Genomic DNA, 13,857 nt, shown 5'->3' with positions numbered 1-13,857 from the left:
GCTTGTGCTATGCAGAGTTGGTCTAGCCCGCCAAACGGTAACAATCCAACGACGCTGCTCACGTACGATTTTCTTTTTTGTAAGGCACGAACAAATTAAGCACTTGAATGGAAATTTATTCTATGCCTGATTACAATACCATATTCTTTGCGGAGTGTCAAGATGGGAACGGGTTTCTTTTTCACTTTATCAATTTTGCCCAAACTCAGGTGATTTTCTACAGCAAATTGACAAGTAAGAACATTCCTTTTTTGCTTTATCTGTGCAGTTGTTTTCAATCGAGATTATTGCGGAGAAAGCTGTGCTCCATCTCGTAACTCATCACCTTCACAAAAATTCTTTTCATTGTTTCTCGTTGCAACCACCTGCTTGGCACACCCTGTTTTCATTTAACTGCGTTTTCTTCTTCCTCAACGACCTGTTCCGCGCATTTCGTTGCACTGGCATACTGCGGATATGCTGTTTCGATGCGGTAGATCTTCCAGGACGCCCGGTTGCCGTCATAGGCAAACTCCACACCGGTATCTACGGTGGCTCTCACAAAATGGATCGCATCCGGGTTTCTTGCCACCAGATTGGCACGCAGACGTTCGCCCGCCGTCAGGCAGGTGGAAATGCCGGTCTGCAGCGCAAAGAGCGTTGCTTCGTCCTCCTTGCTCAGACCGAGGAAAACCTTGCAGCGAATGGGCAGATCCTTGCCGCCGTTGCAGGCCCGGCGTGCCTCCACCGTGTTCTGCCCATCAAAGACGTAATAGCGGCCATCCCGAAAGCTGACCTTCGGATCATACTCCTTTTCGCTGATATATAAAAACGCCGTCCGGGTTCCCCCTGAACGGCGTTTGGAAAAGGTTTTGTATGGTCTCTCTTAATTTGCCCCCGGCACCCCTGAGAAAGGGAAACATTCAGGCGTTGGATTTGCACCACTCCATTGGCCTCTCGGCCACCCCGTCTTCTTTATGACCGGGCCGCGAATTACGGAAGTATCATTGTCTGGAAGTACCTGAAGCTGCATATTCAATTTTCAAGGTTCGTCGGCTCCGGTTTCCGTTCCCTCTCGGGCCCGGTCCGTTTCCGTGACATGATTGTATCGTACTTTCGCAGAAAAGTTTATGGACTTGTAGTCCAAGTTGCCCACCCTCTTAGTCCAAGTTCTGGGATACAACAGACAAAAAAGAGGAGTTGAGTCCATTCATCAGACTCAACTCCTAAGTAAGACGAGAAAATTCGTCTTTCTGTTAATTGTCAAAGGTGCATTTTCCGCTCGACTTCATAACGCAATCGAGATATTACACTTATAGGATAGCATAATTTAAAATTGCCACTTTCTAATAGTCCCCTGATGTCAAGATATCACAGCGCAAAAAGAGTGTCAACAAATTATTTATTGACAGATTTTCAATGAAACATCCAACTTTTTGAATTGCGCTGTTCCATCACTCACCGCTGCAAAAAACTTGCATTTTGTTTCACATCTACTATACTAAAGGATGTATCGATTATTCTTGAAAGAAAGCGGATGCTATGGAATTTCAAATGAAGTTAAAGCGATTTCTCAAACAGGAGACCGTTCTTTCGGTCGCCGCCATACTGGCCGTGCTCTCCATGTTCTTTGTGCCGCCGGATGCAGACTACCTCGGTTACATCGACCTGCGCACGCTCGCTATTCTATTTTCCCTAATGACCATCATGGCCGGACTGCGGCGGCAGGGCGTTTTTGACCGGATGGGCCGGGCGCTGTTGGCACGGACCGGCAGCACCTTGCAGCTGGTGCTCGTTCTGGTCGGACTGTGCTTCTTCGGGAGCATGATCATCACCAACGACGTTTCCCTGCTGACCTTTGTCCCCTTTACCTTTGTGGTGCTGAGCGGCCTTGCGCCGGACACCCGCCGGGCGCTGACCATCCCGGTGGTGTGCATGCAGACCATCGCGGCCAACCTTGGCAGTATGCTCACGCCCATCGGCAACCCACAGAACCTCTACCTCTATGGCAAAAGCGGAATGAGCATGGCGGAGTTCCTCCTGCTCATGTTCCCCTACACGGTCGTTTCTCTGCTGCTTCTGGTGGGCTGGGCGGTCATGGTTTGCCGCAAACAGGCATCCTCCTGCATCGGTGCGCTCCCGGAGCAGCCGAACACCACCGCAGACCGGAAAATCATCCTGCTGGATGTGGTGCTGTTTGCGGTCTGTCTGCTGGCGGTCGTCCGGGTATTGCCCTACGGCGTTGCCTTTTCCGCTGTGCTGGTCTGTACCCTCTGCGCTGACCGCTCCACTCTCCGCAATGTGGATTACTCCCTGCTGCTGACCTTTGTGGCATTCTTCGTTTTCATCGGCAATCTGGGGCGCATCCCGGCCTTTTCGGGCTGGCTGCAAGCCATCCTCGCCGGGCGGGAAGTGCTGGTGGCAGTTCTGGCTTCGCAGGTCACCAGCAATGTTCCCGCTGCCCTGCTCCTGTCCGGGTTCACGGATGAAACCGCCGCGCTTATCATCGGCACGAATCTCGGCGGCCTTGGCACCCTGATCGCGTCCATGGCCAGCCTGATTTCCTACCGCCAGATCGCGCGGGAGCTGCCGGAGGAAAAAGGCCGCTACTTCAAGCTGTTCACCCTGTCCAACCTGATTTTTCTGGTGATCCTGCTGGCTGAATGGAGGATCATCGGGCGATAAGACCGAAACGTGGAGGTTCCGAAATGAAGCATCGTATTGTCACGGCTGCACAGATGAAGGCCATCGAACAGGCCGGAAATGCTCACGGCCTGCCCTATCTGCAGATGATGGAGAACGCCGGGCTTGCAGCCTACGCCGAACTGAAAAACGTCCTTCCGTAGCCCGGCTCTCTGCTGGTGGTCTGCGGAAAGGGCAACAACGGCGGGGACGGTTTTGTCATCGCCCGCGCCGCCGCAAAAGAGGGCTGGAAGGTGACCGTCCTTCTGGCCGAGGGTGAGCCGAAAACGCCCGATGCCATCACAAATTTTGAACGCCTGCACGGTCTGCCGGTGGAAATTTGCTCCGACGGCTCCGGGCTTTCGCATGAACCATTTACTGCTGTCGTGGATGCGCTCTACGGCACCGGATTCCATGGCAGTCTGCGTCCTTCCGGCCTTGCCGCCTGTGCGCTGATGAATTGTCAGCATGAAAACGGCGCATTTGTTCTGGCGGTAGACCTGCCCAGCGGCATCAGCACCGACACCGGCGAGGTAGCCGAAGGTGCCGTCCGTGCCGACCTGACCGTCACCTTTGACAGTTACAAGCCGCTGCACACGGCAGTATCGTCCGCACCGCTCTGCGGCAAAATCGTCTGTGACGACATCGGCATCCGAGACGAGTGGCACCCGGTGTTTTAATGGGAGGTGGTCATCCTGCACGATATCTGGAATCCGTGGCACGGCTGCGGCAAATGCCTGTGACAGCTCTGAAACAACGCACGTCCCCTCCGTGCAGGCCTGGATCTCACGTTCCGGGTATCTGCGCGGAAGGGACGTTTCGTTTTATCAGAGTTTTGTCATCCACAGGCCGGGAGCCATCGGTTCCTTTTTCAGGAAATGGCATAGAACTGCTTCATAAACGCAAAAAAGTGCGCCGTCGGTTCCGACATAAACTGTGTGGAAGAATACACGATATAGAGTTTCCGCAAGAAAGCCGACTGTTCCAGAGGAATGATCAACAGCTTTCCAAGCTGTGCATCGTTCTGAACCGTTGCGCGGGAAAGGATGGAGATGCCCATCCCCAGTGTGATGCAGCGGATCAGCGAAGCGGCATCATCCATCACAGCGGTCACATTCAGATCGTCCAGCGAAATCCCCCGGTTTTTCAGATAATAGAGCGTTTCCTGTTTTGTCCCCGAAGTATCCTCCCGCAGGAGAAATGGTTCTTTTAGCAGCATGGAAACCGGATCTTTCAATTCCAGACAGGCCTGAAAATGCGGTGTAGCCGGGGCCGCGATCACAAGTTCATCCGAAGTGACCGGCAGAAAGCGGCAGGGTGTATCCGAAATTTTCGTGCCGACCAGCCCGATATCGCAGGTTCCATCTGTTACTTTCCGAATGACATCCAGACTGTCCGAGCAGCTGGTACGGAAGCGGACATCCGGCATTTCCTGATGGTACGCCGACAGCAGTTCCGGCAGAAGATAGAGGGACGGAACGGAGGAAACACCGATGTGCAGCAGCTTCTGATTTTTATCGGAAAGTTCCAGAATCGCTTTCTGCTGGAGATTCAGGATCTCAGCTGCGTAGTTGTAAAGGGTCTGCCCTGCGGGCGTAACCGACAAACTCTTGGTCGTTCGCTTCAAAAGTCGTGTATGAAGTTCTTTTTCCAGATTGTTGATATGCGAACTGACGGTCGGCTGCGAAAGATAAAGCTTTTGAGCCGCAAGGGAAAAACTCTGGTATTTTACGGTATACACAAAGGCTTCCAGTTGGCGGATATCCATGCTGCGCTCCTTTTTGTGCTGAAAAGGCTTTTTCTTCTATTATAGTTCTGCTCATTGATTATATCAATAAGTACATACAGATTATCAATAAAATCAATTTCACCTGAAAAATCGTGTGTGTTATACTGAACTGGTAAAGTTCATCCGCTAAAAAAGGAGGCAATCATGAAATTATTCGACAAAACATGGAAGCTGGCCTTGTCCGGTGTGGTCATCGGACTTCTGGTCATGCTTCTGGCCATGTCTGGCAACCCGGCCAACATGGCAATCTGCGTGGCCTGTTTCATCCGCGACGCGGCAGGCGCGCTCAAACTGCACACCGCTGCACCCGTTCAGTATTTCCGCCCTGAGATCGTCGGCTTTGTCTGCGGCTCGTTCCTGATTTCCATGGCAACCAAAGAGTATCGCTCTACCGCCGGTTCTGCGCCGATGGTGCGTTTTCTGCTGGGTGCCGTTATGATGATCGGTGCACTGGTCTTTCTGGGCTGCCCGCTGCGCATGGTGCTACGGATGTCTGCCGGTGACCTGAATGCGTATGTGGCGCTCATCGGCTTTGCTGGCGGTGTCGCCACTGGCTCCTGCTTCTTGAAAAAAGGCTTTTCTCTGGGAAGAGCCTATGAAACCAAGTCGCTCAGCGGTGCGGTGCTGCCGGTTCTGCTGGCTGCTCTGCTGGTGATCGGTGTGGCAACGGGTGCTTATGCGGCAAGCACGGAAGGCCCCGGCAGCAAGCACGCTCCGCTGCTGCTGGCACTGGTGGTCGCATTGGTCATCGGTGCCCTCGCACAGAAAAGCCGTATGTGCTTTGCCGGAAGCATCCGCGATGTGATCCTGATGAAGAATTTCGACCTGCTCAGCATTATTGCCGCGCTGTTTGCGGTCATGACCATTTATAACATTGCCACCGGCAATTTCCATCTGAGCTTCTCCGGCCAGCCCATTGCACATTCGCAGCATCTGTGGAACATCCTTGGCATGTACGTTGTCGGCTTTGCAGCGGTATTGGCCGGTGGCTGCCCGCTGCGTCAGCTGATCCTTGCAGGGCAGGGTTCCTCCGACAGCGCGGTAACGTTCCTCGGTATGCTTCTGGGTGCCGCTTTTGCACACAATTTTAATCTGGTCGGCAGCGCCGCCAAAGCTGCCACAGCGACCGATGCCGCTGTTCCCGGCGGCCCGGCCATGCCCGGCAAGATTGCAGTCATCGTTTGCATTGTACTGTTGTTTGTGATTGCAGCAACCAACCTGCGCCGTAAAAAAGCGGCAAAGTGATCTGAAAAAGGAGAAAGCACAATGGCTAAATTTGTTGAAGTGGACGTTCGCGGCCTTTCCTGCCCTGAACCGGTGTTGCTGACGATGGATGCGATGGAAGAGCATCCGGGCGAGATGATCCGCGTTCTCGGTGATGAAGCGCACACCCGCAAAAACATTGAAAAAATGCTGGAATATGAACACAAGGACGGTCAGACGACCACGCGGGCGGATGGCTGTTTTGAGATCACCTTTCAGGCATAACGGCAGCGTATGAGAGCAAAAAAGCCCTATCAGGTTTTGACATTCTACACTACTTCTGCGGTCATGGAACTGGAAGCCTTTTGCAAACAGAACGGGATTCCCGGCAGGCTGATCCCTGTTCCGCGGGAACTTTCTGCTGGCTGCGGGATCGCATGGCGGATGGAACCGGATGCGTACCGGCAGCATTCCGGCCTGCTTGCAGAGTGCCCTGTTGAAATCGAACAGACCAAAGAAGTTCTGCTATAACAAAATCGTCCCCTCCGTGCAGACCCGGATCTCGCTTTCCGGGTATCTGCGCGGAGGGGACTTATTGTTTTATCAGAGTTTTGTCGTCCACAGGCCATGCAGATTGCAGTAGGCATAGACCGCCACCGGTGTCTCGTCGCCCAGCTCAAAAGCCGCTCTGGGTGCCTCGCCCGGATGGAGATAACGGATGTGGCCGCCCTGCGCCGTTTCCACATAGAGCCACTGGATATGGTGGACATCCACCATCGGGTGCTCCACCGCGCCCACCGTGACGGTCAGGGTGCTGCCGGAGCGCTCGACCACCGGCAGATGCTTTTCGCCGCTGGCTTCTACAGTGTTGGGAATCAGCTCCCGCAGTTTTTCACCGCAGCAGAGCATCGGAACGCCTGCATCGTGGAGCGTGGTGATGAGGTTACCACAGTGGTCACAGATGTAAAACTTTGCACTCATATCGAAATCCTCCCTGAGAATGTTTTGTGTTTCTTGTGTCTATATGATAACAATTCTCAGCTTTAATTTCCGTGATTGGATCACAGAAGGAAGGATTATTTTGTCAGACACGCAGGAATTGGATCACTTTTTTCCTTTTCGGAGATAAAGAATTGCGGTAACAAGACACATCCCCGCAATTCCTGCCAGAAATGAATTGGAATAGTTCTTTGTCAAAATGGCCCAAAGGTTGATTGACACAAAGACAATTAAAAATATAACACCGATTATCCTATTTTTCATCTCTGTTATCCCCTGCAACTTCCGATTTATCGTTACAAGTATATCATACTACCACCTGCAGGAAAAGGCACAGACGCAATAAATATCCCCCGGCGGAGCCGGGGGATATTTATTTGTTTATGAGTCTCTCGGAAAAAGGAGTTCTCACCCTTCCATCTTCTGGATCACCGCGCCCAGCCAGCGGCACAGGGTCTCCCCGGCCTGATTGGCGATTTCCAGCACGCGGGCGTGGCTGTGCTTCACCGTCTGGATGCCGGTGGCCATGTTCGTGATACAGCTGACGGCCAGCACCTTCATACCCAGATAATTGCAGACCATGGTTTCCGGCACGGTGCTCATGCCCACAGCATCGGCACCCATGCCCGCAAAGGCACGGATCTCGGCGGCCGTTTCGTAGCAGGGACCCATGAAGCCCAGATAAACGCCCTCTTGATAGGAAATGCCCAGCTCGTCGGCAGTCTGTTTGGCGAGATTCCGCAGTTCCAGACTGTACGGCTCGGTCATGTCCGGGAAACGCGGGCCGAAGCGCTCGTCGTTGGGGCCGATGAGCGGGTTCGTACCCATCATGTTGATGAAGTCGGTGAGGAGCATCAGGGTGCCCGGCGCAAACTCCCGGTTGATGCCGCCGCAGGCATTGGTCAGCACCACCTGTTCCACACCCAGCAGTTTCAGGACATAGAACGGGTAGCAGACTTCCTTCATAGAGTAGCCTTCATAAAAGTGGAATCGTCCTTCCAGCGCATAGACCTCTTTCTCGCCCAGCTTGCCCGCCAGCAATGCGCCTTTATGGCCTGCCACGGTGGACACTGGAAAGTTCGGAATGTCTTTATAGGGCAGTTCTTCCGTCTCGGTAAAGTCTGCGGTCAGGTTGCCAAGGCCGGAGCCGAGTACGACCGCGATTTTCGGGCGTTTGGTGGTATGCGCTTTGATATATTCCGCACTCTCCTGTGCTTTTTCGTAAAGATGTTCCATTGTTTTTTCTCCTTTGCTGCTGTATGCAGTCACTATTCCATTCGTTCCTGCAGCTGTTTCACCGCGTCTTGCAATACATTGCTGAATTGCTTCAGGTCATCTTCCGTGATAATTTTCTCATGCAGCAGATTGACCAGCGTATACGGCAGATCCGGTTTACGAAGTTCCATCTGAACACCCAGACTTTTTCGATCCTCACGGATGCGTTGATTCAGCTCCCAGAACTTATCAGATGCCAGACCATCCCCGTTCAGCAGATCAATATATTGATGATTCAACTTTTCAATATACTCGACGGCCTCTTTGGGGCAATCGCAGATGCAGGCCATGCAGTGGGTGCAATGTTTGCCCCAGACCGGCTTGCCGTTTTCCAGCCGGATATTGTTCAGGGGGCACAGCTCCACGCACTTGCCGCATCCGATACAGGCATCCGTTGCCCGGAAGGCATCCGCCTTCACAAAAAAGCGATAGAACGCCGGGTTTACCGGGCCGCTCATAAAGCGGTCGTAGCGGGTGTCTCTCAGTGGAGAAAATTCCTGCCCAGCTCTGACCTGCGCCAGCGCCCTCTGAAGCGCAGGCTCTGCCTGCTCCACGATGCTCCGGGCCTGCTCTTTTTGCGGCGCATTGAACATGGCAATGTAGTTTTCCGGCATGATGATCTGAGCTGTACCCATGTACCGCAGGTGCTTTTGCGCCGCAAGCTGCCGGTTATATTTTGCCGCATTGCCGATCTCGCTGCCGCAATCCATCACAAACCAGATGCGCTCCGCCCCGGTCAGCGCAGTCTTGCCCAGCCACTGGGACACCACCCGGGGAATACGCCATGCGTAGGTAGGCGTGACCAGCACCACATCCTGCCCGGTCTGCACCGGGGCGGTATCCCCTGCCTTGATGCAGGTGTTCAGGTCGTAAAGCGGCATATCCAGCCCTTCGGCAATGCGCCGTGCCAGATACCGGCTGTTGCCGGTTCCTGTAAAATAAAGTACCATGGCTGTTCCCTCGTTTTTGTATGGTTTTTTAGATGCCTGTCTGCCCGGCAAACTGGAAGTTGTCGGGGCGAGGCCCCTCCATCTTGCTGCCGCAAGACCGTTCGGTCGCTTGAAAGCCCCACTGGGGCTTTCATTGTTCCGCTTCGCTCCACAAACGCGAATTGTTTACTTCTTCGTCTTAGGCGCAATAAGCAACATGACTGTCACAAGAATATATAAACCATACAGTAACCAAGTAATGGTATTGTTCCAAGGAAAACTCATTTCTGGATGGTTCAATGCAAACACTATAAATGCAATAGCTATAATCAGCATTATTAAACCGAGAATCCTTGATATACGCTTTTTCATGCAAAGCACTTCCTTGTCAAACTGGAATTGTTAATCTTGAACTGGTCCTATAATGCCAAATGCTATTGCATCAATAAAAAGCACGAACGCTATCACATAAACAATTAAAATAGTTGCAATGACTTTAATAACAAGTTGTTGATTTTGTCTTAAATTACTCTTACTAACAATCCTTAAGACAAAAATCAAAGCAACGAGGATGATAAAAGAAATAATATTATAAAGAACCACTGTTTTCATCTATGTGTCCTTCTTTTTTATATCAATTCCGAGTTGTCGCTCTCTGTATATCATAGTTTTCGCACGCAAAAGACCTGCGGCAAGGTGTGCGCTTACACCTCGCCCACAAACTTCATGCCCCAGCTCATGCGGGTGTCGTACATCAGACGGGTCAGGGCAAGGCTATCCTGCGGGGTGTAGCGGTCGCTTCCGGTACGCCCCAGCTTGACGCAGCGGCTTGCTTCCCGGATCTCATACTCAAAGCCGTTGATGTCCACCGGGCAGCGGATGACCTCCGGCTCTTTGCACTCCACTACCAGCGTCATGGTCTCGGCGTGCTGGAAATCAGGCAGAAAGATGCTGCCCTTGGTGCCCACGATACGGGCGTTGCGCTCCAGCTCCTGCCCAATGGTCTGGACAGACTCCGCCTTGCAGCCGCCGGGGTAGGTCAGCGCAAGGCGACTGTAATCGTCGGTGCCGTACTCGTTGATGTGGACCTCTTTGGTCTCCACCTTCTCCGGTTCCTGTCCGGTGAGGATGCGCAGAAAGCCCAGATTGTAGATGCCGATATCCAGCAGCGCACCACCGCCCAGACTGGAATCAAACTTGCGGTCCTTCCGGGCACCGGAGGCCACAAAGCCGTACTGACAGGTGATCTGCTTCAGTTCCCCGATGGTGCCAGCAGTAAGGATCTCGCGCATTCGGTCGTACAGCGGCAGCAGCCAGATCCAGAATGCCTCCATGAGAAAGAGGTGCTTTTCCTCCGCCAGACGATACAGCTCCTGCGCCTGCTCCGGGTTGATGGTAAAGGGCTTTTCGCACAGAACGTGCTTGCCATGCCCCAAGCAGAGCTTGCAGTTTTCGTAGTGCAGGGTGTTGGGAGTGGCAACATAGATAGCCTCCACCTCCGGGTCGGCGGCAAGGGCTTCGTAGGAGTCATAGCAGCGGGGAATGCCGTACTGCTGTGCAAACGCCTGTGCGCTTTTCAGATGCCGTGAGCCCACGGCAACAAGCTGCTCCCCTTCTGCGCCCATCTGTTCCACCGTAGACGCAAACTTTTTGGCAATGGTGCCGGTCGCTAAAATTCCCCACTTCATAACGGTACCTCCCATTTGATCACTTTGGATCCAGTATACCATGATTTCTCTCTGCGGAAAAGATTCCGCTCCCATAAAGCCCTATTTTTCTGCCAAAAAACACCGCCTCCAAACAAAATCCTTGCAATTTTTGCTCTATCCGTTATACTGATAGAAAAAGGTGTCTTGACACATCAGTTTGGGAGGTACCCCCCCTATGAAATTTCTGATCGTAGTGGATATGCAGAACGACTTTATCACCGGCTCGCTGGGCACAAAAGAGGCCGAAGCCATCCTGCCGAAGGTGCTGGAAAAGATCCGCACCTATCGCCCGGAGCAGATCTTTGTCACCCAGGATACCCACCCGGACAACTATCTGGAGACCAACGAGGGGCGTCATCTCCCGGTGGCTCACTGCATCGCCGGCAGCGAGGGGCACGCTCTAAATCCGCTGGTGGCGGAGGCGCTGGAGGGCGTGCCTGCAGACCACTTTATCTGCAAGCCCACCTTTGGCTCCACCCTGCTGGCGGAAAAGCTCAAGACCGCCGCCGGGACCGAAACCCCGGAGATCGAGCTGGTGGGTCTGTGCACCGGCATCTGTGTGCTTTCCAACGCCATCCTGTGCAAAGCGACCTTCCCGGAAAGCGACGTTTCCGTGGACGCTGCCTGCTGCGCCTGCGTCACGCCCCAGTCCCATGACACGGCACTTTCTGCCATGAAGCTGTGCCAAATTGATATCAACAACCAGGGCAGCGAGCCTTGGAGACAGTGAGAGCTGCTTAGCGTTCGAGAGAAGGTGCCAACATGAAACATCGCATTGTGACGGCTGCGCAGATGAAGGAAATTGAACGAGCCGGGGATGCCCACGGTCTGCCCTACCTGCAAATGATGGAAAACGCTGGGCTGGCTGCTTAGTGGTCGTCGATGTACTCCTCCACCGAGGCAGACAGCTTGCGGCTCACCGTCAGAGAGTCCCGGTCGTAGAGCACCAGATATCTCTGGTATGCAATTCGACCGACCCGGATTTCAGAAGATGATTGCCGAAGTCAAAGCTGACCGAATCTCCGTTGTTATCATATGGTAATTTTTCTCCGGCCAAACGAAAAAGCTCGTCTGCAAGCCACGATATGTGGCAGCGCAGACGGGCTTTCGTTATGGAATCATTCTGTTTCAATTATCCTGATATTCGCTCTGACTTACATGGCGTTCCGTAAAACACGCAGTCGTTCTTCAAACGTTGCTTTCCATGCCGGATGCTCGGAGAATACGGTGTGCTCCACCTGACGGACTTGGTTCAGTCCGATGTTCCGCACCGCTTCCACTGCAGCATCTTTTTGGCTCAGATGGCGTTTTCCCACGGTCAGACAGTTTGCGCCTTCCGGCGTGTCGTACTGCTGAAACGCCCGGTTGAAGTCCATCAGGTCATGCAGACGGATGGGCTGATTGGTTTCGTTGTCTACCAGCAGACCCCAATTTTCCCAATGACGGTCGGTATTGCCTACCAGATAATCCAGAATGTTCATCATATAGTAGCTGGGAGCATCCAACTCTAAGATCTTATCCAGCGTGTTCCAATCATGGTTCGTGCAGTAGACGTCATAGGCTGCATAGGTCACAAGACTATATCGCTGAGATGTCATGATTTTGCTGATGGAAACCGGCTCATTTTCAAACATCCCCTGCTCATACAGTACCTGATGGCAGTCAAAGCACCGGCAGATTTTGCTTGCCAGCACTTCACGTTCCACCGCATCCCTGCCGCCATCCTTGTAAAGATAGAAGCCATCCTCTTTTCGCACCCACGCCTTGGGGTACAAGCCGCCCGTAGACAGGTCATTTGCCAGAAGATGGGCGTTTGTCACCGTCATTTGGTGCCCCCGCAGCGCAATATCCACAAGCGCATTGCTTAAGGAGTGTGCAAAAAGGTTGATATCCTCGAATCGAATCTTCTCGTTTTCTTCTTTCACCCAGAACACATCCAGCAAAGACAGACAATGGTAGGATAATGCGATCTGTGCTCGTTCCCTGTCCGTAGCACTCTGAGATGCACCGATACTGTTCAGGATTTCCTTGGCGTAGGTGCGACCCAACGTCAACATCCGGGAGGCGCACCAATAGTAAAAGTTCGTTACATTATTGATGCGCTCGTCAAAATCATCCGATTCCACCAGAACCAGATCATAGGGCATGAAATCCTCGAGGCAGACCCTGCATTCCCCTGTCGTGCTGAGTTGTGCCACACAGCTTTCCCGGTGCATGATCTCGTAAAACATGGTTTTCATCCCTCCCTGCGTTCTGTGTCTTGCTCTGTATTTATATTACCTTCTTTTTTCACGGGACGCAAGAGCTTTTACTTTTCAAAAAGCTTTTTCTGCTGCTCCATCAGGACGGTTTCGATACGCTCTTTCAGCAAAAAGTGGAACTGTTTTGGGTAATAGCACAGATATTTGTCGAGGATCGTATCAATACCTGTTTTATCAATGTTTACCGCAAGCTGCTTTCCGTAAAGAGTTTGTGCCGTATGCACTGTCTGCGTAAATCGAGATTTGAACGGAAGGCACTGTGCCTTTGTCAGATATGCTCGGCTTTCAATTTCAGGGCTGTACAGAGCAAAATCCAGTAAGAATGAATCTCCGCAGTCAAAAATCGGGCAGGGCTTATAACGGGATCTATGCAGCGTCAAATAATTTCCAGCCATTTGTGATCCTCCGCCATTCTTCCCTGCGTCTTTTCAACAAGCAGAACCGGGTCATATTCCGGAACGCCAACAGCATCCAGATAGTAATCCAAGCCCTTTCGTGTTTTCGGAATGCATCGGTCTGCCAGAAAGGCCAGGAAGTCTTCCCATGAGGGCGTTTCGTTCACACCAAACGCAGTATCCAGTATTTCGTCAACTTTGTTTTCGATGCAGATCTGCTCCGCTGTAAAATCTGCCAAAATCACGGTACACAACGTATCTCCGTCATAATATCGATATTCTTTCAGCTGATGTCCTTTCTGTTCTGCATTTCTGCGGAACAGTTCCGGGTCTGTTGATGCAAGCGGTCGGACGGTGATTTTTTCACCGTCAAAAGAAAGTTCTACCCGGTTATCTTTCTGGATTCCCATCGCACGAAGCCACACTGCCGGGAGATTGACCGAATACTTTTCTGCATTCTTTCCTGCTGTTCCCCCTGCTTTTCTTCTCATAATTTTCATGCTGCGACGATTCATGCACTTCACCTTCCCTTACAAAAAGAATAGCATATTGGCCGCCAACAATCAATGATTTTATTTTATCAGCAAAATTCCAAAAACTTATGTAACACAAAAAGACCCACGCTCAACACTGCCT

The 13,857-nt window shown here is 52.3% G+C and carries 17 protein-coding genes; 7 read left to right on the top strand and 10 right to left on the bottom strand.

Annotated elements, in window-relative coordinates:
* Positions 1 to 385: 385 nt before the first annotated feature.
* Positions 386 to 727 carry a DUF6551 family protein gene (locus MTP41_RS13100; RefSeq protein WP_243089065.1) on the bottom strand — a complete coding sequence of 114 codons (342 nt, stop codon included), beginning with the start codon at positions 725 to 727 and terminating at the stop codon, positions 386 to 388.
* Between the two features lie 806 nt (positions 728 to 1,533).
* On the opposite strand from MTP41_RS13100, the gene MTP41_RS13095 reads away from it, so the two are divergent.
* Genes MTP41_RS13095 through MTP41_RS13085 form a run of 3 tightly spaced genes read left to right on the top strand, consistent with a single transcriptional unit; the run spans position 1,534 to position 3,341 of the window.
* Complete coding sequence (locus MTP41_RS13095; RefSeq protein ID WP_249235697.1) at positions 1,534 to 2,664, top strand: SLC13 family permease; 1,131 nt, start codon at positions 1,534 to 1,536, stop codon at positions 2,662 to 2,664.
* 23 nt (positions 2,665 to 2,687) lie between these two features.
* Positions 2,688 to 2,825: a hypothetical protein gene (locus MTP41_RS13090; protein ID WP_249235696.1), complete on the top strand. Its 138-nt coding sequence runs from the start codon at positions 2,688 to 2,690 to the stop codon at positions 2,823 to 2,825.
* A 15-nt stretch (positions 2,826 to 2,840) separates the two neighbouring features.
* A complete protein-coding gene (locus MTP41_RS13085) occupies positions 2,841 to 3,341 on the top strand; it encodes an NAD(P)H-hydrate epimerase (protein WP_249235695.1) in 501 nt (166 codons plus the stop codon).
* Between the two features lie 191 nt (positions 3,342 to 3,532).
* Here MTP41_RS13085 and MTP41_RS13080 read toward each other — a convergent pair whose 3' ends face one another.
* Positions 3,533 to 4,429, bottom strand: a complete 897-nt coding sequence (locus MTP41_RS13080; protein ID WP_249235694.1) for a selenium metabolism-associated LysR family transcriptional regulator — start codon at positions 4,427 to 4,429, stop codon at positions 3,533 to 3,535.
* A 165-nt stretch (positions 4,430 to 4,594) separates the two neighbouring features.
* Between MTP41_RS13080 and yedE the strand changes: the two genes are divergently transcribed.
* The 3 genes from yedE to MTP41_RS13065 are packed head-to-tail and all read left to right on the top strand — an operon-like array spanning position 4,595 to position 6,184.
* A complete protein-coding gene (yedE, locus tag MTP41_RS13075; RefSeq protein WP_097778272.1) occupies positions 4,595 to 5,695 on the top strand; it encodes a YedE family putative selenium transporter in 1,101 nt (366 codons plus the stop codon).
* 21 nt (positions 5,696 to 5,716) lie between these two features.
* Positions 5,717 to 5,938 carry a sulfurtransferase TusA family protein gene (locus MTP41_RS13070; RefSeq protein WP_097778273.1) on the top strand — a complete coding sequence of 74 codons (222 nt, stop codon included), beginning with the start codon at positions 5,717 to 5,719 and terminating at the stop codon, positions 5,936 to 5,938.
* Between the two features lie 9 nt (positions 5,939 to 5,947).
* Positions 5,948 to 6,184 carry a DUF3343 domain-containing protein gene (locus tag MTP41_RS13065; RefSeq protein ID WP_097778274.1) on the top strand — a complete coding sequence of 79 codons (237 nt, stop codon included), beginning with the start codon at positions 5,948 to 5,950 and terminating at the stop codon, positions 6,182 to 6,184.
* A 72-nt stretch (positions 6,185 to 6,256) separates the two neighbouring features.
* Here the strand turns inward: MTP41_RS13065 and MTP41_RS13060 are convergent, their stop codons facing one another.
* From MTP41_RS13060 to MTP41_RS13035, 5 genes are all read right to left on the bottom strand, one after another.
* Positions 6,257 to 6,634 (bottom strand): desulfoferrodoxin family protein, encoded by a 378-nt coding sequence (locus MTP41_RS13060; RefSeq protein WP_120019626.1) that lies wholly within the window; start codon positions 6,632 to 6,634, stop codon positions 6,257 to 6,259.
* Positions 6,635 to 7,060: 426 nt separating this feature from the next.
* On the bottom strand, positions 7,061 to 7,888 hold the full coding sequence (locus MTP41_RS13055) for a purine-nucleoside phosphorylase (RefSeq protein WP_249235693.1): 828 nt from the start codon (positions 7,886 to 7,888) through the stop codon (positions 7,061 to 7,063).
* Between the two features lie 32 nt (positions 7,889 to 7,920).
* Positions 7,921 to 8,877 carry an EFR1 family ferrodoxin gene (locus tag MTP41_RS13050; RefSeq protein ID WP_442900308.1) on the bottom strand — a complete coding sequence of 319 codons (957 nt, stop codon included), beginning with the start codon at positions 8,875 to 8,877 and terminating at the stop codon, positions 7,921 to 7,923.
* Between the two features lie 381 nt (positions 8,878 to 9,258).
* Entirely contained in the window at positions 9,259 to 9,468 is a 210-nt protein-coding gene (locus tag MTP41_RS13040; protein ID WP_097774733.1) for a hypothetical protein, read from the bottom strand.
* Between the two features lie 92 nt (positions 9,469 to 9,560).
* On the bottom strand, positions 9,561 to 10,544 hold the full coding sequence (locus MTP41_RS13035) for a Gfo/Idh/MocA family protein (RefSeq protein ID WP_249235692.1): 984 nt from the start codon (positions 10,542 to 10,544) through the stop codon (positions 9,561 to 9,563).
* Positions 10,545 to 10,740: 196 nt separating this feature from the next.
* Between MTP41_RS13035 and MTP41_RS13030 the strand changes: the two genes are divergently transcribed.
* The gene (locus MTP41_RS13030; protein WP_249235691.1) at positions 10,741 to 11,295 is read left to right on the top strand and encodes a cysteine hydrolase family protein; all 555 of its coding nucleotides are present in this window, start codon (positions 10,741 to 10,743) and stop codon (positions 11,293 to 11,295) included.
* Between the two features lie 424 nt (positions 11,296 to 11,719).
* On the opposite strand, the gene MTP41_RS13025 is transcribed toward MTP41_RS13030, so the two are convergent.
* The 3 genes from MTP41_RS13025 to MTP41_RS13015 form a co-directional block, all read right to left on the bottom strand.
* Positions 11,720 to 12,796 (bottom strand): hypothetical protein, encoded by a 1,077-nt coding sequence (locus tag MTP41_RS13025; protein ID WP_442900307.1) that lies wholly within the window; start codon positions 12,794 to 12,796, stop codon positions 11,720 to 11,722.
* A gap of 77 nt (positions 12,797 to 12,873) precedes the next feature.
* Positions 12,874 to 13,221, bottom strand: a complete 348-nt coding sequence (locus MTP41_RS13020; RefSeq protein WP_097778280.1) for a hypothetical protein — start codon at positions 13,219 to 13,221, stop codon at positions 12,874 to 12,876.
* Positions 13,203 to 13,736 carry an AbrB/MazE/SpoVT family DNA-binding domain-containing protein gene (locus MTP41_RS13015; RefSeq protein WP_097778281.1) on the bottom strand — a complete coding sequence of 178 codons (534 nt, stop codon included), beginning with the start codon at positions 13,734 to 13,736 and terminating at the stop codon, positions 13,203 to 13,205. Before MTP41_RS13015 ends, MTP41_RS13020 begins: the two co-directional genes overlap by 19 nt.
* Between the last annotated feature and the right edge of the window lie 121 nt (positions 13,737 to 13,857).

It is taken from the genome of Faecalibacterium sp. I4-3-84 (genome assembly GCF_023347255.1).
GTDB classification, from domain to species: Bacteria; Bacillota; Clostridia; order Oscillospirales; family Ruminococcaceae; genus Faecalibacterium; species Faecalibacterium taiwanense.
This window is presented reverse-complemented; position numbering and strand designations above follow the sequence as displayed.

Coding starts and splice junctions, on each gene's coding strand:
- MTP41_RS13055 (WP_249235693.1), bottom strand. CDS start 7,888: ATGGAACATCTTTACGAAAAAGCACAGGAGAGTGCGGAATATATCAAA.
- MTP41_RS13025 (WP_442900307.1), bottom strand. CDS start 12,796: ATGTTTTACGAGATCATGCACCGGGAAAGCTGTGTGGCACAACTCAGC.
- MTP41_RS13065 (WP_097778274.1), top strand. CDS start 5,948: ATGAGAGCAAAAAAGCCCTATCAGGTTTTGACATTCTACACTACTTCT.
- MTP41_RS13015 (WP_097778281.1), bottom strand. CDS start 13,736: ATGAATCGTCGCAGCATGAAAATTATGAGAAGAAAAGCAGGGGGAACA.
- MTP41_RS13090 (WP_249235696.1), top strand. CDS start 2,688: ATGAAGCATCGTATTGTCACGGCTGCACAGATGAAGGCCATCGAACAG.
- MTP41_RS13050 (WP_442900308.1), bottom strand. CDS start 8,877: ATGGTACTTTATTTTACAGGAACCGGCAACAGCCGGTATCTGGCACGG.
- MTP41_RS13070 (WP_097778273.1), top strand. CDS start 5,717: ATGGCTAAATTTGTTGAAGTGGACGTTCGCGGCCTTTCCTGCCCTGAA.
- MTP41_RS13020 (WP_097778280.1), bottom strand. CDS start 13,221: ATGGCTGGAAATTATTTGACGCTGCATAGATCCCGTTATAAGCCCTGC.
- MTP41_RS13095 (WP_249235697.1), top strand. CDS start 1,534: ATGAAGTTAAAGCGATTTCTCAAACAGGAGACCGTTCTTTCGGTCGCC.
- MTP41_RS13030 (WP_249235691.1), top strand. CDS start 10,741: ATGAAATTTCTGATCGTAGTGGATATGCAGAACGACTTTATCACCGGC.
- yedE (WP_097778272.1), top strand. CDS start 4,595: ATGAAATTATTCGACAAAACATGGAAGCTGGCCTTGTCCGGTGTGGTC.
- MTP41_RS13040 (WP_097774733.1), bottom strand. CDS start 9,468: ATGAAAACAGTGGTTCTTTATAATATTATTTCTTTTATCATCCTCGTT.
- MTP41_RS13080 (WP_249235694.1), bottom strand. CDS start 4,429: ATGGATATCCGCCAACTGGAAGCCTTTGTGTATACCGTAAAATACCAG.
- MTP41_RS13035 (WP_249235692.1), bottom strand. CDS start 10,544: ATGAAGTGGGGAATTTTAGCGACCGGCACCATTGCCAAAAAGTTTGCG.
- MTP41_RS13060 (WP_120019626.1), bottom strand. CDS start 6,634: ATGAGTGCAAAGTTTTACATCTGTGACCACTGTGGTAACCTCATCACC.